Raw genomic sequence first — 19,408 nt, forward strand, 5'->3', positions numbered from 1 at the left:
GAAAGCAGGGCCCGGCCGGCGGGCCGGGACAGGGCTCGGGCGGGCCGGGACAGCGAGTCGGAGCCGGTCCGAACGGCCCGGCTCAGCAGGGTCCTGCCGGTGGCCCCGGTACGCAGGGCCGTGGACAGGGCCCTCAGCGTCCCGGCGGACCGAACCCGCAGGGGGCGGGTCCGCAGGGTCCGGGGGCACCGGGCCCGAACGCCCAAGGCCCGGGCGGGCACGGACCGCAGGGGCAGGGTTCGCCGGGGCCTCAGGGTCAAGGTGGGCACGGTCCAGGGGCACCCGGACAGCGTCCGGGTGGGCCGGGGATGTCCGGAGCAGCCGCAGCGCTCGGCGCGCAGGGCCTGAAAGGCCCTGCGGCGCAAGGTGGTCAAGCCCCGCGCCCCGGCGGCGCGCCGTCACCTGCCGACACCAAGATGACTGCGCCGACACTGTCCGCACAGCCGAACGGGCCGGGCGCACCGGGTGGGCCCAACCAGCCCGGCGGACCGGGACAGGCGGGTACGCCGAACCAGCCGGGCGGACCCCAGTCGGTCACCCCGCGCCCGATGGCACAACCGCAGCGGGTGCCGGCGGCGGAACCGGATGCGGCGCCGGGGCAGGCCGCGCGCAGTAAGCGCTGGTTGTTGCTCGCCGGCGGTGCGGTCGTGGTGGTGATCGTCGCGATCGTGGCGGTGGTCGCCCTGGCCACCGGCGGTTCCGACAATTCACCGGAGGCAAAGGTCAAGGGCGCGGTCAACAGCTACACGAACGCATTGGCGTCCGGGAACCTGAGCCAGCTGCAGTCCGCGACGTGCGGCAAACTGCACGACTTCTACCAGAACATCGCACCCGATCAGTACGCCGGCGTGCACAAGCTGGCGGTGGATCAGAAGAAGATCCCGAAGGTCGCGGGCGTGGACGGCGTCCAGATCACCGGGGACAAGGCCGTCGCTCAGGTCGACGTCTACACCGATGCCGATCCGAGCCGCTCGACCGTCCGTACCTTCGATCTGCAGCAGACCGACGGTGGCTGGAAGGTGTGCGATCCCGCCGGCGCCGCGCAGTAGCCGCGCCGGAGTCGATGATGTGCGTCACCTCGGTGTCACATCGCGCCGGTTGCCGGCGATGCACATCACAGACACCTGGTCAGCGGTCCGGTACGCCGATAGCATGGCTCGGATTGTCACGCCGCCGACCCTCCACTGATCCGTTCCGGGGTGGTCGACCGGTGCTGTCGTTTACGCAGTAAGAATCGAGCAGGGAGCAAGGGACATGCCGGAGCTGGCACCCGACGCGCCGGCATCCACGGCACTGGCCGGTCGGCACTACCGGATTCGGGACCGCTACGAGGTGGGCAGGGAGAAGGTCCGCGAATTCGCGCGAGCCGTGCAGAATCATCACCCCGCCCACCACTTCGAGGCCGACGCCGCCAAGCTCGGCTGGGATGCCGTCATGGCGCCGCCGACCTTCGCCTCGGTGCTCGGCATGGCGACCACGCAGGCCCTGCTCGACAGCGTGCTCAGCGAATACGACCTGTCGCAGATCCTGCAGACCGATCAGGTGTTCCACATCCACCGCCCGATCCTGGCCGGCGACGTCCTGCGCAGCGAGGCCGAGATCGAATCGATCCGCCATTTGCGCGGAAACGATTTCATCACCGTGAAGGCCACCGTTCTCGATGCCGAGGACACCGTCGTCCAGGTGGGTATCACCACCATCGTGGCGCGCCTGGGCGCCGAGGTCGACGCCGATATCGTTCGGCTGGTCGACGGTGTGGTCATGCATCGCCGGGAGGTCGGCGCGACCACCCCCGAGGTGCTGATCCCGATCGGCGCCGAGGAGGCCACCCCCGAACCCGCGCGCGCCGACTCGCGCAGGGCCGTGACCGTCGACACCCAGCCGAATTTCGACGATCTCGCGGTCGGCGACCGGTTACCCGCGGCGACGATGCGCCTCACCCGCGGCGATCTGGTCAACTACGCCGGTGTGGCGGGTGACCCCAACCCGATCCACTTCAGCGATCGCGCCGCCGAACTGGCCGGCCTGCCCACCGTGGTCGCGCACGGCATGCTCACCATGGGTCTGGGCGCGCACTATCTGACCTCGTGGCTCGGGGATCCGGGGGCGATCCAAAGCTACAGCGTGCGCTTCTCCGGATACGTTCCGGTGGAACGTTTTTCGCCGGCCGCGATCGAATTCTCCGCCAGGATCAAGTCTCTGGATCCGGAGCGGCGGGTCGCGACGATTCTGCTGAGCGCCACCTCCGCGGGCAAGAAGCTGTTCGGCCGCGCGCTGGCCGAGGTCCAGTTGTCCTGAACCGCGATCGCGCGCGTCAGTCCAGCCGGGCGTGCATCAGGTAGACGTTGTAGTCGCTCCACGTGCTGATGGTGAAGTAGAGATCCGACGACGTCGACCACGGATGGATGAATCCGCCGTAGAGTTCGGGATATTCGGCCGAGACGGGCACCAGCGCCGAACTCGGTGACCACACCCCCTGCGGTGCATTCGATTCCCGCACCACGACCGCGGCCTTCGCGGTGTCGAGATAGCTCATCTGCCAGACACCACGAGCGCTGTCGTAGCGCACCGACAGCTCACCGACCGGCCCGTCGACGATCGGTGTGGCGGACGCGGCGCCACCGACCGGGGTCCAGTTTCCGTCGCGCCAGTACTGATAGGCCGAGGTGTCGAGCACCTCGTCCTTGGGCACCCGGGCGAGGCCGACCGCGCCGAGCCGCGTATTCGGTGTGCCGAACAGGTAGACGTAGTCGCCCTGCGGCACCATCGCCGACACCTGGAAATTCGCGAGCCCGAAGATGTTGTCCCAGTGCGCGTGCGGATCCTTGGTCCAGGTCTGCCCGTGGTCGTCGGAGTACGCGATGCCGCCGTAGTTGGTGTAGAAGGTGCCGGGCAGGCTGTTCCAGGTCCGAATCGACATGTAGCTCATGAACTGCCGGCTGCCGTCGGCCGAATCCCGATGCGGTAGCGCGAAACCCGAGGTCGGAATGGTGGTGATCTCGATATTGTCCTGCTTGCGACTGGCGAGCACCTCGGCGGCGTGACAGCGGTCGTCGGCGACCATGCGGTCGATGATCATGCCCTTGTCCAGGTCGCGATTCGTGCTGAACGCGAGCAGATTGCTGCGCCAGTCCTCACCCATCCCGCCCGGCGGATGGAAGTCGTGACCGACGGTGTCGCCGAAGGCCGTCGCGATCTCCCCCGGCCCGCTCTCCCACATGATGCCCAGGTCGGTGCCGGCGACCTGCCAGCGCTTGTCGGTGCGGTTCACCGAATTCGCGCCGGTCTCCTTGGCTACCTCGCGGACTCGGCTCACCTTCGGCGCCGGCCGCGCGGCCACCACCGGCCCCGGTTCGGTCGGCGGCGCGGCTCGCGGCGGCGCGGGCGGTTCGGGTTCGGGTGAGGGCCCGGGCGGCAGCGCGAAATAGAACGGCTTCGGCTTCAATAGCACTTCCGGCACGCCGAGCCGGTTCAGCAGGCCGGGCGGGGGCGGCGGACCGTCGGTGAGGTCCGGGCACGGGCTGACGCACGGATCGGCCGGCAGATCCACGCTCGTGCGCTTCGGAATCGCGGGCGGCGGTGCTTGATCGACGGTCACCACCGGATACGGGACCGGCACCTCGAGCTTCTTCGGCACCACCGGCTCGTGCACGGGGACGGGATCGGTGGCACACGGCCCGGCGCCGGGAACCGTTGCCGCCGAACCGGTCCCGGGCTCGGCGACGGCAGCCCCGGGTAGCCCGACCAGCAGTCCGGCGCCCAGCAACACCACTGCGACCGAAGCCGGTACGCGCACACGCATCCGCAACCCCTCGCCGACCGATGATTTCCCCTACCCGCGACCTCGCTCCGCGGACAGCACCCGCGCCGACCCTACCCGGGCGATGCCGCGCCACGGCGGTTATCGCGCACCCGCGGGTGTGTCCGGCGCGGCCTATTCGGTCTCGGCCTCGAAACTCAGCACCGTCGAACCGATCCGGATGAGTTCCCCGCCGAACAGCATGGTGCCGCTGTCGACGACCACATCGTCGACGTAGATGCCGTTGGCCGAGGCCAGATCCTTGATCAGCATCCCGGCCCGGCTGGGCAGCACGTGCGCGTGATAACGGCTGACCTTCGGATCGTCGAGGATCAGATCGTTGTCGGTCATGCGGCCGATCTTCAAGCCGCCCTTGGCGATCGGCACCACCCGGCCGTCCGCCAGCCGCAGCCGTCCGGCGCGTGCGCTGCGCGGGGTTTCGGTGACGGTTTCGGTCATCGCCTTGGCCATCCGCTCGACCTGGGCGATGGCCATCGTGTTGAGCGGTTCCTGGCGCAGGACGCGCTTCTCCAGTTCGGCCAGCGCCGGCCCCGGATCGATGCCGAGTTCGTCGGCGAGTATCGCGCGCACCCGGCGGCAGGCCTCCAGCGCGTCGGCCTGGCGGCCGGACAGGTACAGCGCGGTGATGAGCTGGACCCACAGCGGTTCCCGCATCGGATGCTCGTTCGTCATCGCCACCAATTCGCCGACCACCGACGAGGCTCGGCCACAAGCGATTTCGGCATCTACGCGGGCGGATGCGACCAGCAGGCGTTCCTCGTCCATCGCGGTGGCGAAGGTGTCGGCGAAGCGGGTGCCGGACAGATCGTCGAGGGCCTTGCCGCTCCACTGTTCCAGTGCCGCACCGTACAACCGCGACGCGCCCTCGTGGTCGCCCGCCGCGGCGGCCTCGATCGCGGCCTTGTGGGTGGCCTCGAATCGGCCCAGATCGCACTCGTCGTCGGTGATCTCGAGTCGATAGCCGGAGGATTCGGTGCGCAGCACCGCGGCCGAGTCGACTCCCGAATTACGCAGCGCCTTACGAATATTGGAGACGAACACCTGCAGGCTCGCCTGATAGGAGTCCGGCGGTTCCTCGTTCCAGACGATATCGGCCAACGCCTGCGACGAGACCGCACGCCGCCGGTTGACCGCCAGAGCGGCCAGCAGCGCCCGCGGTTTGGGTCCGCCCACCGCGACGGCGGTGCCACCGACCGAGAGTTGTACGGGACCGAGTACGCGGACGTCGAGACCGGTGGGCGAAACAGGTTGGGGGCCGGTCGGATCGCTCACCGGTCTCGTTCCTCGCGTCGACCGGATATCCGGCACAGTGCCCATCTGCTCACGGAGATGATCATCCCGTGCCGCTCCGAATGGGACAACCCGTCACCACGGCGGCCGCGAATGCCGAGGGTGCGCCGCCCGCCGGGCGACGCACCCTCGTTCCGCTTCCGGAACTACTACTTCGCGCTGACCGACTTACCGGCCGAACGCAGGTCGTTGCAGGCTTCGATGACCCGCTCGGCCATCGAGGTCTCGGCCTTCTTCAGGTAGCTGCGCGGGTCGTAGGCCTTCTTGTTACCGACCTCACCGTCGATCTTCAGCACACCGTCGTAGTTGCTGAACATGTGCGCCGCGATCGGACGGGTGAAGGCGTACTGGGTGTCGGTGTCGACGTTCATCTTCACCACGCCGTACTTCAGCGAGTCGTCGATCTCCGACTTCAGCGAGCCCGAGCCGCCGTGGAAGACGAAGTCGAACGGCTTGGCGCCGTCGCCCAGACCGAGCTTGGCCGCGGCCACGCGCTGCCCCTCGGCCAGCACCTCGGGCTTGAGCACCACGTTGCCCGGCTTGTAGACGCCGTGCACATTGCCGAAGGTGGCGGCGAGCAGATACTTGCCGTTCTCACCGGCGCCCAGGGCGTCGATGGTCTTGGCGAAGTCCTCCGACGAGGTGTAGAGCTTCTCGTTGATCTCGGCTTCGACACCGTCCTCTTCGCCGCCGACGACGCCGATCTCGACCTCGAGAATGATGTTCGCCGCGGCCGACTGCTTCAGCAGTTCCTTGGCGATCTCGAGGTTCTCGTCGATCGGGATGGCCGAGCCGTCCCACATGTGGGACTGGAACAGCGGGTTCTGCCCGGCCTTCACGCGCTCCTGCGAGATGGCCAGCAGCGGACGCACGAAACCGTCCAGCTTGTCCTTGGGGCAGTGGTCGGTGTGCAGCGCGATCGTCACGTCGTACTTGGCTGCCACCACATGAGCGAACTCCGCCAGCGCGACCGCACCGGTGACCATGTCCTTCACACCCTGGCCGGAACCGAATTCGGCCCCGCCGGTGGAGAACTGGATGATGCCGTCACTGCCGGCCTCGGCGAACCCGCGGATGGCCGCGTTGATGGTCTCCGAGGAGGTGCAGTTGATCGCGGGGAAGGCGAAGGAGTTCTCTTTGGCCCGACCGAGCATCTCGGCGTAGACCTCCGGAGTCGCGATGGGCACTGAGTGACCTCCGTATGTGTGCTGCGAACAACAATTCTGTCAGCCCATACCCTAGGTTCATGGCCCGTTGTCGCGAAAGGCGGGATGCGGTCGGGCGCGCTTGCGGCGGGCTTGCCGGGCCGGGCGCGCACCCGCGTCGACCGCCGGGAGCGGTCCGAAACTCGGTTGACCGAAATTCGCCAACGCCTGAGAGGTTCCCGTGAGGTTCGGTGAGATCGCACGGTGACCGGTACTGTGGGGCCCGTGACCACGCTGGCCATCACGAATACCCTCGCCGACGGATTCTCCGTCCACAAGTTGCTCGACCCCATGTATCTGCTGACCGATACCTGGATGTCGAATGCGGTGCTGCCGGCCATTCTGGTCATCGTCTTCATCGAGACAGGGCTGCTGTTCCCGATCCTGCCGGGCGATTCGCTGCTGTTCACCGGCGGTCTGCTCGCGGCGGTCGAACATCCGCCGGTATCGATCTGGGTGCTCGTCCCGGCCGTGGCGGTGACCGCGATCGCCGGCGACCAGTGCGCCTATTGGATCGGCCGTGCCATCGGGCCCGCGCTGTTCCACAAGGAGGACGGGCGCTTCTTCAAACAGCGCTACATCACCGAGACACACGCGTTCTTCGAGAAGTACGGCCCGAAGACCATCATCCTGGCCCGGTTCGTGCCGATCGTGCGTACCTTCATGCCGGTGCTCGCGGGCGTGTCGAAAATGGATTACCGCAAATTCCTCACCTTCGACATCATCGGTGGCATTCTGTGGGCCGGCGGCATCACGGTCCTCGGGTACTTCCTGGGGAACGTCGGGTTCATTCGCGATCACGTCGAGGCCATCTTCCTGCTGATCGTGTTCGTCTCGATCCTGCCCGCCATCATCTCCGTGGCGAAGAAGCTGCGTAACCACGAGCCGGTGCTCGAGATCGAGGAGCCCACGATGTCCGTACCGACGAACGAACCCACGCACTGACACCATTGCCTGCTACGCCGTTACCCCTTGCACTGGGCGGATTCGATCCGCTGCAGTCCGCCGGGCCGGCACTCGTCTGGACCGTCGTCCTGGTCTTCGTCTTCCTCGAGTGCGCGGTGATCATCGGCCTGTTCCTGCCCGGCGATTCGATGCTGCTGACCGCCGGCATCATCTTCGCCTCCCACGAGACGGGGCATACGCAGGTATGGGCATTGGTGGTGGCGACCATGCTGGCGGCCATCGCCGGTAACCAGGTGGGGTATGTGATCGGCACCCGCACCGGCCATCGCCTGATAGCCCGCAAGAACGGCAAGTACGTCAACGCCGAGAATCTGGCCCGGGTATCGGATCTGCTGCATCGGCACGGGTTCGCGGCCGTGCTCATCGCGCGCTGGATTCCGTGGGTGCGCACGCTGTGCCCGCTGGTCGCCGGGGCGGCCGGAATGGACCATCGCCGCTACACCGTGGCCAGTTCGATCGGTGCGGTGATCTGGGCGCCGATTCTGCTGCTGCTCGGCTACTACACCGGCGGCTACCTGAACAAGGTGTCCTGGCTGATGCCGACCGTGAGCGGCTCGTTGATCGTGGTGCTGATCATCGGCACCGTGATCGGGCTGCGGCAGTACCGGGCGGAGATGTCGCGGCCGGCCGAGGACTTCGATGTGGACCTCGAGGCTCACGACGGTCAGCCCTTCGACGCCCAGAGCTTCGACGCTTTCGATTCGGATGCCCTGGACACGCTGCCGCTCGAGATCCGGGCCGCCGACTATCCGGACACCGTGCCGCTGCGCACCGTCCGCCCCGAGCGCACGGCCGCCGCGGGGCCCGCGCGCATCGTGTGGACCGATCCCCGGCACTGACCGGGCCCGGCCGAGGGCGACGTCAGAGTCCGGCGGCCGTCACCACCTGAGCGGCCTCCATCAACATCCAGCCCGACAGCTGTACCGACAGATCTCGTTCCGGTGTCCGCGACGAGATGACCGAACCTCCCGAGGTCGACCGTCCGGCGCCGGCGATGCCGCCCGGCAGCCGTGCCGGTTCGTTCCAGTCGTGGCCGAACAGCGGGTCGCCCTCGACCTCGAGCCGGCGGTCCCAGGCCGCGCGGGCCGACGCCTTCACGATCGCGGCCGCCGAGCGACGGACCGATCGTTGCGGCATCTCGTCCCCGGGCAGCATGATCGCCACCAGCGCGAGATACCGGGCGAGAATTCCGTTGAACAGACCGCCGTCGCCCCCGCCCCCGCCGGTGACGACATTCCGTTCGGTCATGTGGTCCTCGACCGCGCGGAGCAGTAGCTGGACCCGCTCCAGGTGACGAGCGTCTCCGGTCCGGACGGCCAGTTCGGTTTCCAATCCGAGGACCACGCCCTGGCAGTAGCTGAACGTCGGCCGTTCGATCCGGCCCGAGGGCAGGTGGATCCCGTCGAGGATCAATCCCGTTTCCGGATCGCGCAGCGTGGCATCGATCCAATCGGCGATCTGCGCGGCGCGCTCGTGATGCCCCAGACGCGCGAGGGCGATGGCGGCCGGGCCGTTGGCGGGCGCGTTGAAGTAGTCGGCGCCCTTACGCCACGGCACCGCACCGATCTCCGGCTGCCACCCCGCCATGAGCTGCTGCTCCAGCGCGATCAGCCCGCCGCGCACCTCGGTGAGACCCCTTGTGCGTTCGGCCCGCTCCAAAGCAATTGCGAGCCACGCCATATCGTCGTAATAGTTGTTGGTCCAGCCGGTGATGTTGCGCAGCCGGAGCCCATGCGCGACGGCGGCGATGCGCGCGGTGCGGGCCGGGGTGGGCTCTCGGTTGGCGGCATCGACCGCACAGTCGATCAGATGGGCCTGCCACCAGTAGTTCCAGCTGAGAAACAGCCGCTCCCCCCGGGTGGCGGGCCAGCCGACCACGCCCAGCTCGGCCCCCGGCAGCAGCCACAACCGCCGCAGATGCCGGGACACGATCGCCGATTCGGCCGCATCGGCTCGCTGTGCCCAGATCTCGGCGCCCGGCTCGGCAGCGGAATCGACTCGTGCGCGCCCCCGCCGCAGATGCGGACGCGGTTGCACGTCGTCGCTCCGCGAGTTCATGGGTACATCGTGCCAGTCCGAGCCCCGATTTCGCGCCCGATTTGTTACCCGATCGACTCGTGTCCGCGACGTGCCGAGCCGGCCCGCCAGCCACGGCGCGTCAGCCCGGTTCCGCGGCATCGGCCGCGCGATCCAAACGTGCTGCGAGAGCGCGGGATCGGTCGCGGAACGCGGGCGGCTCCTCGAGCACGAAATCGGCGTCGAGGAAGGCGAGATTGAGGACCAGCCATTCGAACGAATCCACCCACGTGGTGATCCGGCAGCGCTGCGGTCCGTGCGACTCGATATCGCAGTCCTGGAATTTCAGGATGTCGGCGACCGCCGCGGCGGGAGCGGCGACGGTGACGACCGCGCGATGCCGGCCGGCGGTGAGCTCGCGCCGCAGATAGCCAGCGGCTGTCTCGGCCGGTAGTCGTCGCGGCTCGAAAGTCGTTCCGGTGGCGGCGATATCGGCCATGCGATCCAGGCGGAAGGTGCGCCAATCCCCGCGGTCGCGGTCCCAGGCCAGCAGATACCAGCGCAGATGCTGATACACCTGCCGATACGGTTCGACCCGGCGGCGGGCAACGGCGCCGGTGCGGGTGCGGTAGTCGAAGACGAGCTGTTCGTGGTCGGCCGCGGCCTTGGCCACGAGTGCCAGCACCGCCGCATCGACAGCGGGCGCCGCCACCGCGGCCGTCTCCACGGTCGCCCGCACCGCGTTCGCCCGGCCTCGCAACCGCTTCGGCAGCAACTGGTCGATCTTGCCGAAGGCGCGCAGGGCGGCCGCGCCGATATCCGAGGGGCGCTGTGGTTCCGGCTGGCGCTGTGGTTCCGGCTGGCGCTTCGGTTCCGGCTGAGGCTGTGGTTCCGACGTCGCCGCGAGCATGCCGAGGGCGACGACCGTGGCGATCGCCTCGTCGTCGTCGAAGACCAGCGGCGGGAGGATGCGGCCGGCGGTGAGCTGGTAGAAGCCGCCCGGGCCGGGCTGGGCGGTGACCGGATAGCCGTATTCGCGCAGCCGCTCGACATCGCGGCGGACCGTACGCGGACTGGTCTCCAGGCGGGCGGCCAGTTCGGCGCCGGTGTAGCGGCGGCCGGTCTGCAGATAGGCGAGCAGATCGAGCAGGCGGCGAGTGGCGCTCATGACTCCATCCTCCGCGAATTGCGGTCACAAGTTGTCCACATCTGTCCTTAGCGTCGAGATATGACTTCGATCCGCATTCGCGCAGCGCGCACCAACAACCTCAAAAGTGTGGATATCGATGTGCCGAGGGGCCGACTGGTGGTGTTCGCCGGGGTGTCCGGCTCGGGCAAATCGTCGCTGGTTTTCGACACCATCGCGGCCGAGGCGGGGTATCAGGTGAACGAGACCTATCCGCCGTTCGTGCGCAATCGGCTGCCGCGCTGGACGCGCCCCGAGGTGGACCTGATCGCCGGGCTCTCGCCGGTGGTGGTGATCGATCAGAAGCGGCTCGGCGGCAACGCCCGTTCGACGGTCGGCACCATCACCGACGCGTACACCTATCTGCGCCTGTTGTTTTCGCGTATCGGGCAGCCGTACGTCGGGGAATCCAATCACTTCTCGTTCAACGATCCGGCCGGAATGTGCCCCGCCTGCTCCGGTCTCGGCGAAACCCTCGTTCCCGATTTGGAGCAGGTGCTCGACCCGGATCTCTCGCTGGAACAGGGCGCGATCCGATTGCCCGGCTTCGCCGCCGGCCAGTACTGGTACCGCCGCTACGCCGAACTCGGGGCCTTCGATCCGACGACGCCGCTGCGCGACTGGACCCCCGCCGAACGCGAAGCACTGCTGCACGGCGGGCCGGCCGCCGCTGCCCTGCGGCCACGCGCGCCGAAGGACTACGAAGGGGTGATCGAACTGTTCGAGCGGGTGTATCTGCACACCTCCGACAACCTGTCCGAACGCAAACAGGCTGTGCTGCAACGGTTCACCCGCTCCGGCCCGTGCCCGGAATGCGACGGGCAACGGTTGAATCCGGCGGCCCGCTCGGCGCGGGTACTCGACCGCACCATCGTCGAGATGAGCCGGATGGAGATCGGTGAACTCGCCGACCTGATCACCGGGGTGCGCGCCCCCGAGATGGTGTCGGTGGTGTCCGCGCTGCACGAACGGCTCCGGGCCCTCGCGCACATCGGGCTCGGCTATCTGTCGCTGTCGCGTCCGACGACGACGCTGTCCGGCGGAGAATCGCAGCGCATCAAGACCGTTCGCCATCTCGGCAGCAGCCTCACCGAAATGCTCTACGTCTTCGACGAACCCACGGTCGGATTGCATCCGCACGACGTGCGGCCGATGACCGAACTGCTGAAATCGTTGCGGGACAAGGGCAACAGCGTCCTGGTGGTGGAACACGATCCGGATGTGATGCGAGTGGCCGACCACATCGTCGAGGTCGGTCCGGGAGCCGGAGCAGAGGGCGGACGAATCGTGTTCACCGGCGACTTCGAGCGGTTGGCGACCGCGGACACGCCCACCGGGCAGGCGTTGCGGGTCCGGCGCACCGGCCGCACGCCGCGGGTGCCGACCGGAAAGCTGCGCATCGACAACGCGACTCGCAACAATCTGCGCGACCTCTCGGTCGACATCGCGACCGGTGTGCTGACCGTCCTCACCGGCGTCGCGGGTTCGGGTAAGTCGAGTCTGGCCGCGGAACTGGTACAGCGGCATCCGGCGACCGTGGTCGACCAGCGTCCGGTGGGCACCAATCGGAGGTCCACGCCGCTCACCTACGCCGGCATCGCCGGCGCGGTGCGCACCCTGTTCGCGAAGCGCAACGGAGTGAGCGCCGCGCTGTTCAGCGCGAACTCCGAGGGCGGCTGCCCGGTGTGCGAGGGCGCCGGCGTGATCTACACCGATCTGGCGTTCATGGACGGTCAGGAAACAGTGTGCTCGGCGTGCGGCGGTCGCCGGTTCACCGATCGGGTGCTCGGTTACACCGTCGACGGCCTGACCATCGCCGATATCGACGATCTGACCGTCGCGGAGGCCATCCGGCGACTGCCCGCGGTCGCGCGCGGGCTGCGGCATCTCGACGAGGTCGGACTCGGTTATCTGCGGCTCGGGCAGTCGCTGACCACGCTGTCCGGCGGAGAATGTCAGCGGCTGAAGATCGCCAAGGAACTCGCGCGCGGTGACCGGCACACCCTCTACGTCCTCGACGAGCCGACGACCGGCCTGCATCTGCGCGATATCGATACGCTGATCCAGCTGTTCGACCATCTGATCGACCGGGGCAACACCGTGGTCGTCATCGAACACAACCTCGACGTCGTCCGCGCGGCCGATCGGGTGATCGACCTCGGACCGGGGCCCGGCCGGCACGGCGGCCGGATCGTCTTCCAGGGAACCCCGGACGATCTGCTGCGCTGCCGCGAATCCGCGACGGCCGCGGCACTGCGTGAATCGCGATGATCACCAAGAGCGTTCGAGGTCGGCGTGCTGGGTTATCCACGCGTGCATGGCGATTCCGGCGGCGACACCCGCGTTGATACTGCGAGTCGAGCCGAACTGCGCGATCGACACCGTCATGACCGCGGCCCGTTTGGCGGTCTCGGTGACGCCCGGTCCTTCCTGACCGAACAGGAGCAGGCAATCACGCGGCAGCGCAGCCGTTTCCAGCGGCACCGATCCCGGCACGTTGTCGACGGCCACCACGGTGAGATGCTCGCGCTCGGCGAACTCCAGCAGTTCGGCGATATCGCTGTGATGCACGATGTGCTGGTACCGGTCGGTCACCATCGCACCGCGGCGATTCCAGCGGCGCCGCCCGACGATGTGGACCGCCGCGGCGGCGAAGGCGTTCGCGGTGCGTACCACCGTGCCGATATTGGCGTCGTGCCCGAAATTCTCGATCGCGATGTGGAACGGGTGACGACGGGTATCGATATCGGCGACGATCGCCTCCCGCGACCAGTACCGGTAGGCGTCGACGACGTTGCGGCGGTCGCCGTGCGCGAGCAGTTCCGGATCGAGGCGCGGATCGCCGGGCGGCTCGGTGCCGAATTCGTCGCGCCACGGGCCGACGCCGTGCGGATGTTCACCCCACTCGGTCGGGCCCGGCACATCGCCGTCCGGTGGATCGGGCAGCGGCTGGAGCGGGTGATTCACGCCGGTCATCGTAGCCGCGCCCGGTACCGTCGGATCCGATGGTGGTGCTGTCCACACCGTCGATCCGCCGGTCTGCTCCCTCGTCCCGCGGATCGTTGCCGACCAGCATGGAAGCTATGACCGAGACACTCGCCGAACCGACGCTCGTCCTCGACCGTCCGGACTCGCGCCCGACCGCCGGGTCGGTGCTGCGGGCGATCCTGCGCGCCCCGTTCGAGGCACGGACCTGGAAAGAGCTGGCCTACCTGGTCGTCGCCGCGATCCTGGGCTGCGTGGTGCTGGCCTATCTGTTCGCCGGCTACGGCGTGGGGCTCTACAGTTCGATCCTGATCATCGGCGCTCCGCTGCTGGCCGGGGTGCTGCTGGGTGGCCGGATCTGGGGACGGATCTACCGCGCCGTGGGTGCGGCGCTGCTGACCGTCGATCTGCCGGCGCCGCCGGACTTCACCGCCCGGCCCGGACTGGTGGGCTGGTTCCGCAGTGTCTTCACCGATCGCACCGCGTGGCGGGCGCTGGTCTTCCTGGTCGCCGAGGCGATTCTCGGTGTGTTCGTCGGATATGTGGTGCTGACCGTGATCGCGGTGACGATCTTCACCGCGATCTCCCCCATCCCGTGGGCCGTCTTTCACCCGGTCAATGTGGATCCGCAAGGGCGCGAACATCATTCGCTCGCGCAATTCGGCGACTACTACGTCGACACCTGGCCGCGGGTGCTCGGTCTGGCGGCGCTGGGGATCATCGGCTGCTTCCTGCTGCCGTGGCTGGTGCGCGCGGTGTGCTGGGCGCATCGCGGACTGATGCTGACGCTGCTGACACCGACCGCCCGCGATCGGCGGATGGTCGAACTGCAGGAGAGCCGGCGCGTCGCGGTCGAGGATTCCGCGGCGACGCTGCGCCGGCTGGAACGCGATCTGCACGACGGCACCCAGGCGCGGCTGGTGAGCATCGCGATGACGCTGGGTCGCGCCGAGGAACGGCTCGCCGCCGGCGCCGATCCGGCCGCGCTCATCGCCGATGCCCGCGCGAGCTCGAAGGATGCCATCGCCGAGCTGCGGGAACTGGTCCGCGGCATCCATCCCCCGGCACTCGAACTGGGGCTGGAACCGGCGCTGGAGACGCTGACCGCGCGGTGCGCGATACCGGTCGAACTGCGTGTCCACCTGCCGCAGCGACCCAGTCCGGCAATCGAGGCGATCGCGTACTTCTCGGTCGCGGAACTGCTCACCAATGTGGTGAAACATTCGGGGGCGAGCGCGGCGTGGGTGTCCGTCGCGCCGTCGGGTGCGGCCACGATGATGGTGAGTGTGCGCGACAACGGACACGGTGGGGTACGGCAGCCCGGTCCGGTCGCCCGGGAATCCGAGGCCGATGCCGATGCGCCGACCGAGCGGCTGGTCGGCGGCGGGCTGGCCGGCCTCGCCGCGCGGGCGCGGGCCGTCGACGGCAATCTGAGCGTCGACAGCCCGGTCGGTGGACCCACGAACATCACCGTCACCCTGCCGATCGCGGGGCCGCAATGAGTACGGCCGAGGCCGCGAGTGGACGCAACGCCGAGGCGCTGCGCATCGTGATCGCCGAGGACAGCGCGATCCTGCGGGACGGTCTGGCCGGGTTGCTCACCGATCGCGGGCACGAGATCGTGGCCATGGTCGGCGATGCGATGCGGCTGAGCGAGATCGTGGCCGAGACCCGCCCCGACGTCGCCGTGGTCGACGTGCGGATGCCGCCCTCGTTCACCGACGAAGGTCTGCTCGCCGCCATCGAACTGCGCCGCAAATTCCCCGGCACCGGTGTCCTCGTCTTCTCGCAATGGGTCGAAACCCGTTACGCCACCGAACTTCTCGCCGGCGGTGCGGGCGGTGTCGGCTACCTCCTCAAGGACCGGGTGGCCGACGTCCGCGAATTCGTCGACGCCCTGCAGCGCGTCGCCACCGGCGGCACCGCCCTCGACCCCGAGGTGGTGAGCCAGCTGTTCGGCGCTGCCCGGCAACAGGATTCGCTCGCCCGCCTCACGCCTCGTGAACGCGAAGTCCTGGAACTGATGGCCCAGGGCCTCACCAACGCCTCCATCGCCACCACCCTCACCGTGACCGAACGCGCGGTGGAAAAACACATCGGCAACATCTTCCTGAAGTTGGATCTGCCCCCGTCGGACACCCACCACCGCCGGGTGATGGCCGTGCTGCGTCTGCGGGGATAGCGCGGCGACAGCGGCTCGCCGCTGGACTGCCTGGGGTTGTCGGTCACCTGTGGAACACTGAGTGGACCAGGGCATACGAGAGGAGGTGAGCACGTGGTTACGCATTGGCCCGATCGTCTACTGACGATGGCGGACTGGGAGGCGCTACCGGAGGACAACAGCCGTAGCTACGAGCTCGTGGAGGGGGTACTCATCGTGTCACCGAGGCCGGTGTCGAAGCACCAACGAGCGATGTGGCGCCTTGCGGCACAACTGGAGCCACAACTGCCGCCGACGCTCGGTGTCCTGACCGGGACCGAGGTTGTCATCGACCCGGTAGCTCCCCCGACTGTCCGAGTTCCCGATCTCATCGTCGTCCCCGACGCTGGAATCGAGACCAACCCGCGTTGGAATGCGGACGAGGTCTTGCTGGCGGTAGAGATTCTCTCCCCCGGGTCGCGGCGCACCGACCGGGTCGCCAAGTTCGCCGAATACGCCGAGGCCGGGATCGAACACTATTGGCTCGTCGACCTCGACGCCCCGACAACACTGACCGGATATCGATTGGTCGGCGACTACTACGAATTGATTGCCGACAATCAATCGACAGTTCGGATCGATTTGTCCGGCACTCCCGTCACAATCGATCTGACCGCGCTGACCGGATCACGGTCCGAATAGCCGGTCCCCGGCGGTGAAGGGCCCGGCTGCGGCCGGCGAAGTCGGGCGATCGGCGGGTGACCACCGTCTCGGCCGGTTGGCCGAAACGTGTCTGTCCGTTATGTGCTATCCGGGCCGGGTGGGAGGGGTGGGGCTTATTCTTGAGGTATCCGCGGGGTGGTGGAGGCGGTTATGGACCACGTACGCATTCTTCGGACCGTGCTCGGGGTGACGGTCGGGTATGTGATTGTGCTCGGGCTGTGGCTGGGGTGGGTGCATCAGCACACGCCGCCGGGGACCGAGCCGTATCAGATCATGGCGTTGGTGGGCGCGTTCGGATCGTGTGTGGGAATCGGAATGCTGCTGGCGCAGCGGCCGACGCGATCGGATCGGCGGTTGTTGCGGCACGGACTGGAGGGGTGGGCGACCATCGAGCGGGTGCATCCGCTGCAGTACACCGATCACCACACGGAACTGACCGAACTCGATCTGGAGCTGACGGTTCCGGGGTCGGAGACCTATCGGGGCACGGTCGTTTTCGATGTCGCGCCGATCGACCGGCCGAGAATGCATGTGGGCGAGACGATTTCGATTCGGGTGGATCCGGCCGACCGCGATCGGATCATGCTCTGCCTGTGAGCCGACCGCCCGCGTGGCGTGCAATGGCGGTGTGGCTCAGTCGAAGTCGGCCGGCGCGGTCAGCAGATACTGGGCGCCGGCATAGGTCGCGAGGATGACCGCTTCGCTCGCTCGGCGGGAGCGGGACGTGCGCGCGAACAGGCGGCGCAGCACGATCAGGCCGTCGGAGAGCGTGAACAACAAGGCGCCCAGAGCGAGGCGGCTGCGCGGATCACTTCCCGGAACCACGGTTCCGGCAACGACTTTCGAACCGGGAGCCAGTGCCGGGTCGGAGGCGAGGGTCGCCGCCGTGCCCAGCGTCGCACCGTAGGCGGTCAGCGGCGCGGCAATACGAGGCGCACGCGCCCGCAACAGAGTGGCCGCGCCGAGCCAGGCGAACACCCGCGGCACCGCGACCGTCGGATGCGGCCGCGCACCGCGTCGCCACCAGAGCGCCGAATATCCGCACTGCATGACCGCGAAGGCGGATGCGCCGGCGACCAGACGGCGGTCGTCGTCGGGATCGATCAGGAGTATGTCGCCGACGGTGGCCGCCGCCAGAGACCCGAGCAGCAGCGCCCGGTCGGAGTCCGCACCGGCGCTCGTCCCGCTCGCGGCGCGCCCCGAGTGCACCGCATCGGCCGCCAGCAGGGGCATGAGCAGCGGTTTCGTCGCCCACTGCCACCGATCCCGCCCGGTAGCCGCACCGAGCACGGTGATCACAGCGGCACCGACGTAGGCCGCACGGAACGGTCGCGCCATTCGGAATCCATCCTTCTCACTCGTCCGCGACGACTGGAGACCGGGTCGCGACCGGCCTGCTCAGAAGCTGGGTTCGATCGGCTTGGGCGGGAGGGTGACCACCTGCCCGGCGTAGCTGAGCCCGGCGCCGAAGCCCAGGAGCAGGGCCAGCTGCCCACCCTTGGCCTTACCGGTCACCAGCATCTCCTCCATGGCAAGGGGGATCGACGCGGCGGAGGTGTTGCCGGTGTTCTCGATGTCGTTGGCCATCGGGATGTCGTCGGCGAGGCCGAGGTTCTTCTTCATCAGCTCGTTGATGCGGGCATTGGCCTGATGCGGCACGAAGACCTCGATATCCTCCTTGGCCACGCCCGACACCTCCAGCGCGGTCGACAGGGCGCGCGGCAGGGTGACCGCGGCCCAACGGAACACCCGCGGCCCCTCCATCCGCAGCGCCATCCGGCCTACCGGTTCCACCTCGGGGTCGGTGCCCTGCAGTCGCTCGGCCCGGTCCATGTAGTCGAAGAAGTTGACGTCCTGGGAGATCGCCTCGGCACTCTCCCCGTCGCTGCCCCACACCGTCGGGGAGATGCCGTTCACGTCGCTGGGGCCGACCACGACGGCGCCGGCACCGTCGCCGAAGATCATGGCGGTGCCGCGGTCGGTCGGGTCGAGGCCGACCGTCATCGTTTCCGCGCCGATGACCAGCACGTATTCGGCGGAACCGGCCCGGATCAGGTCGGCCGCCACACCGAGGGCGTAGCCGAAGCCGCCGCAACCGGAGGTGAGGTCGAAGGCCGGGATGCCGTTCATCCCCAGATCGAAGGCCACCGAAGGTGCGCCGTGCGGGGTGAGCTTGAGCCAGCTGGAGGTGGCGAGGATCAGCGCACTGATCTTGGTGCGGTCGATACCGCTGTTGGTGATCGCCCGCTCACCGGCGGCCGCCGACATGGAGCGCAGAGTCTCGTCACCGCTGATCCAGCGACGATTGCGAATGCCGGTCCGCTCGAAGATCCACTCCGGGGTGGAATCGAGAACCTCGCAGACGTCGGCGTTGCTGACGATACGTTTCGGCCGGTATGCCCCGATGCCGAGCATCGCAACGTTCTTGCGACCCTCGTTCACTGCAATGCTCACCACAGGAGACTCACTCGACCCTTCACACTGTCCGACATAAGACCAGCGTCCAGGCTAACCCAGGCCCGAATGTCACCCCAGAGCCAGATCCTTCAGGCCCAGAATGGAGCGGTACTCCAGTCCCTCCGCGGCAATCACCTGGTCGGCGCCGGTCTCGCGATCGACCACGGTGGCGACGCCGACCACGGTCGCACCGGCCTCGCGCAGCGCCCGGACCGCGGTCAGCGGCGAATTGCCGGTGGTCGTGGTGTCCTCGACGACCAGCACCCGCTTACCGGAGATCTCCGGCCCCTCGATCTGCCGCTGCATGCCGTGCGTCTTGGCGGCCTTGCGCACCACGAACGCGTTCAGCGGGCGGCCGGGGGCGTGCAGCATCGCCAGCGCCACCGGATCCGCGCCCATGGTGAGACCGCCGACGGCGTCGAATTCCCAGTCCGACACCAACTCTCGCAGCAGGGTGCCGATCAGCGGCGCCGCCTGATGATGCAGGGTCGCCCGGCGCAGATCGACGTAGTAGTCGGCCTCCTTACCGGAGGACAGGGTCACCCGGCCGTACACGACGGCGAGCTCCCGGACCAGCTCGGCCAATCTGTCGCGGTCGGTGGTGGATTCGATCATGTGGG

The 19,408-nt window shown here is 68.2% G+C and carries 17 protein-coding genes and 1 pseudogene; 9 read left to right on the plus strand and 9 right to left on the minus strand.

The genetic code is table 11. The annotated features are described in order from the left end of the window. Nucleotides 1-416: 416 nt before the first annotated feature. Both RJ03_RS38865 and RJ03_RS25525 read left to right on the plus strand, forming a co-directional pair. Nucleotides 417-1,049 carry an Rv0361 family membrane protein gene (locus RJ03_RS38865; protein WP_157163493.1) on the plus strand — a complete coding sequence of 211 codons (633 nt, stop codon included), beginning with the start codon at nucleotides 417-419 and terminating at the stop codon, nucleotides 1,047-1,049. 205 nt (nucleotides 1,050-1,254) lie between these two features. Next, nucleotides 1,255-2,298: a fused (3R)-hydroxyacyl-ACP dehydratase subunits HadA/HadB gene (locus RJ03_RS25525; protein ID WP_036506502.1), complete on the plus strand. Its 1,044-nt coding sequence runs from the start codon at nucleotides 1,255-1,257 to the stop codon at nucleotides 2,296-2,298. A gap of 16 nt (nucleotides 2,299-2,314) precedes the next feature. Here RJ03_RS25525 and RJ03_RS25530 read toward each other — a convergent pair whose 3' ends face one another. The 3 genes from RJ03_RS25530 to fbaA all read right to left on the minus strand — a co-directional run bounded on the left by RJ03_RS25530 (nucleotide 2,315) and on the right by fbaA (nucleotide 6,297). After that, nucleotides 2,315-3,802 (minus strand): glycoside hydrolase family 183 protein, encoded by a 1,488-nt coding sequence (locus RJ03_RS25530; RefSeq protein ID WP_036506505.1) that lies wholly within the window; start codon nucleotides 3,800-3,802, stop codon nucleotides 2,315-2,317. 132 nt (nucleotides 3,803-3,934) lie between these two features. Beyond that, the gene (locus RJ03_RS25535) at nucleotides 3,935-5,092 is read right to left on the minus strand and encodes a BTAD domain-containing putative transcriptional regulator (protein WP_036506507.1); all 1,158 of its coding nucleotides are present in this window, start codon (nucleotides 5,090-5,092) and stop codon (nucleotides 3,935-3,937) included. Between the two features lie 167 nt (nucleotides 5,093-5,259). Next, on the minus strand, nucleotides 5,260-6,297 hold the full coding sequence (gene fbaA, locus RJ03_RS25540) for a class II fructose-bisphosphate aldolase (protein ID WP_036506510.1): 1,038 nt from the start codon (nucleotides 6,295-6,297) through the stop codon (nucleotides 5,260-5,262). 309 nt (nucleotides 6,298-6,606) lie between these two features. Between fbaA and RJ03_RS25545 the strand changes: the two genes are divergently transcribed. Then, nucleotides 6,607-7,260, plus strand: a complete 654-nt coding sequence (locus RJ03_RS25545) for a DedA family protein (protein WP_051025246.1) — start codon at nucleotides 6,607-6,609, stop codon at nucleotides 7,258-7,260. After that, a pseudogene (locus RJ03_RS25550) lies at nucleotides 7,257-7,928 on the plus strand (DedA family protein); the annotation flags it as partial. The gene RJ03_RS25545 and the pseudogene RJ03_RS25550, both read left to right, overlap by 4 nt. 214 nt (nucleotides 7,929-8,142) lie before the next feature. Here RJ03_RS25550 and RJ03_RS25555 read toward each other — a convergent pair. Together RJ03_RS25555 and RJ03_RS25560 are read right to left on the minus strand one after the other, a co-directional pair. Next, nucleotides 8,143-9,339: a glycoside hydrolase family 76 protein gene (locus tag RJ03_RS25555; protein ID WP_083871325.1), complete on the minus strand. Its 1,197-nt coding sequence runs from the start codon at nucleotides 9,337-9,339 to the stop codon at nucleotides 8,143-8,145. 100 nt (nucleotides 9,340-9,439) lie between these two features. Beyond that, complete coding sequence (locus tag RJ03_RS25560; RefSeq protein WP_036506512.1) at nucleotides 9,440-10,465, minus strand: helix-turn-helix transcriptional regulator; 1,026 nt, start codon at nucleotides 10,463-10,465, stop codon at nucleotides 9,440-9,442. Between the two features lie 60 nt (nucleotides 10,466-10,525). Here RJ03_RS25560 and RJ03_RS25565 point away from each other — a divergent pair, with 60 nt between their 5' ends. Then, the gene (locus tag RJ03_RS25565; RefSeq protein WP_036506514.1) at nucleotides 10,526-12,754 is read left to right on the plus strand and encodes an ATP-binding cassette domain-containing protein; all 2,229 of its coding nucleotides are present in this window, start codon (nucleotides 10,526-10,528) and stop codon (nucleotides 12,752-12,754) included. Here the strand turns inward: RJ03_RS25565 and RJ03_RS25570 are convergent, their stop codons facing one another. Then, a complete protein-coding gene (locus tag RJ03_RS25570; protein WP_051025241.1) occupies nucleotides 12,755-13,459 on the minus strand; it encodes a TrmH family RNA methyltransferase in 705 nt (234 codons plus the stop codon). A 107-nt stretch (nucleotides 13,460-13,566) separates the two neighbouring features. On the opposite strand from RJ03_RS25570, the gene RJ03_RS25575 reads away from it, so the two are divergent. From RJ03_RS25575 to RJ03_RS25590, 4 genes are all read left to right on the plus strand, one after another. Next, a complete protein-coding gene (locus RJ03_RS25575) occupies nucleotides 13,567-14,970 on the plus strand; it encodes a sensor histidine kinase (protein ID WP_245552383.1) in 1,404 nt (467 codons plus the stop codon). Further along, nucleotides 14,967-15,650: a LuxR C-terminal-related transcriptional regulator gene (locus RJ03_RS25580; protein ID WP_174372348.1), complete on the plus strand. Its 684-nt coding sequence runs from the start codon at nucleotides 14,967-14,969 to the stop codon at nucleotides 15,648-15,650. Before RJ03_RS25575 ends, RJ03_RS25580 begins: the two co-directional genes overlap by 4 nt. A gap of 93 nt (nucleotides 15,651-15,743) precedes the next feature. Further along, on the plus strand, nucleotides 15,744-16,310 hold the full coding sequence (locus tag RJ03_RS25585; RefSeq protein WP_036506517.1) for a Uma2 family endonuclease: 567 nt from the start codon (nucleotides 15,744-15,746) through the stop codon (nucleotides 16,308-16,310). Between the two features lie 171 nt (nucleotides 16,311-16,481). After that, nucleotides 16,482-16,928, plus strand: a complete 447-nt coding sequence (locus RJ03_RS25590) for a DUF3592 domain-containing protein (protein WP_036506520.1) — start codon at nucleotides 16,482-16,484, stop codon at nucleotides 16,926-16,928. A gap of 36 nt (nucleotides 16,929-16,964) precedes the next feature. Here RJ03_RS25590 and RJ03_RS25595 read toward each other — a convergent pair whose 3' ends face one another. The 3 genes from RJ03_RS25595 to pyrE form a co-directional block, all read right to left on the minus strand. Next, complete coding sequence (locus RJ03_RS25595) at nucleotides 16,965-17,669, minus strand: lysoplasmalogenase family protein (protein WP_036506523.1); 705 nt, start codon at nucleotides 17,667-17,669, stop codon at nucleotides 16,965-16,967. 60 nt (nucleotides 17,670-17,729) lie between these two features. Then, nucleotides 17,730-18,788, minus strand: coding sequence for a beta-ketoacyl-ACP synthase III (locus tag RJ03_RS25600; RefSeq protein ID WP_036506525.1), 1,059 nt, complete (start codon nucleotides 18,786-18,788; stop codon nucleotides 17,730-17,732). Between the two features lie 69 nt (nucleotides 18,789-18,857). Continuing rightward, nucleotides 18,858-19,403, minus strand: a complete 546-nt coding sequence (pyrE, locus tag RJ03_RS25605; RefSeq protein ID WP_036506528.1) for an orotate phosphoribosyltransferase — start codon at nucleotides 19,401-19,403, stop codon at nucleotides 18,858-18,860. Between the last annotated feature and the right edge of the window lie 5 nt (nucleotides 19,404-19,408).

The organism is Nocardia aobensis NBRC 100429 (assembly GCF_000308375.1).
GTDB classification, from domain to species: Bacteria; Actinomycetota; Actinomycetes; order Mycobacteriales; family Mycobacteriaceae; genus Nocardia; species Nocardia aobensis.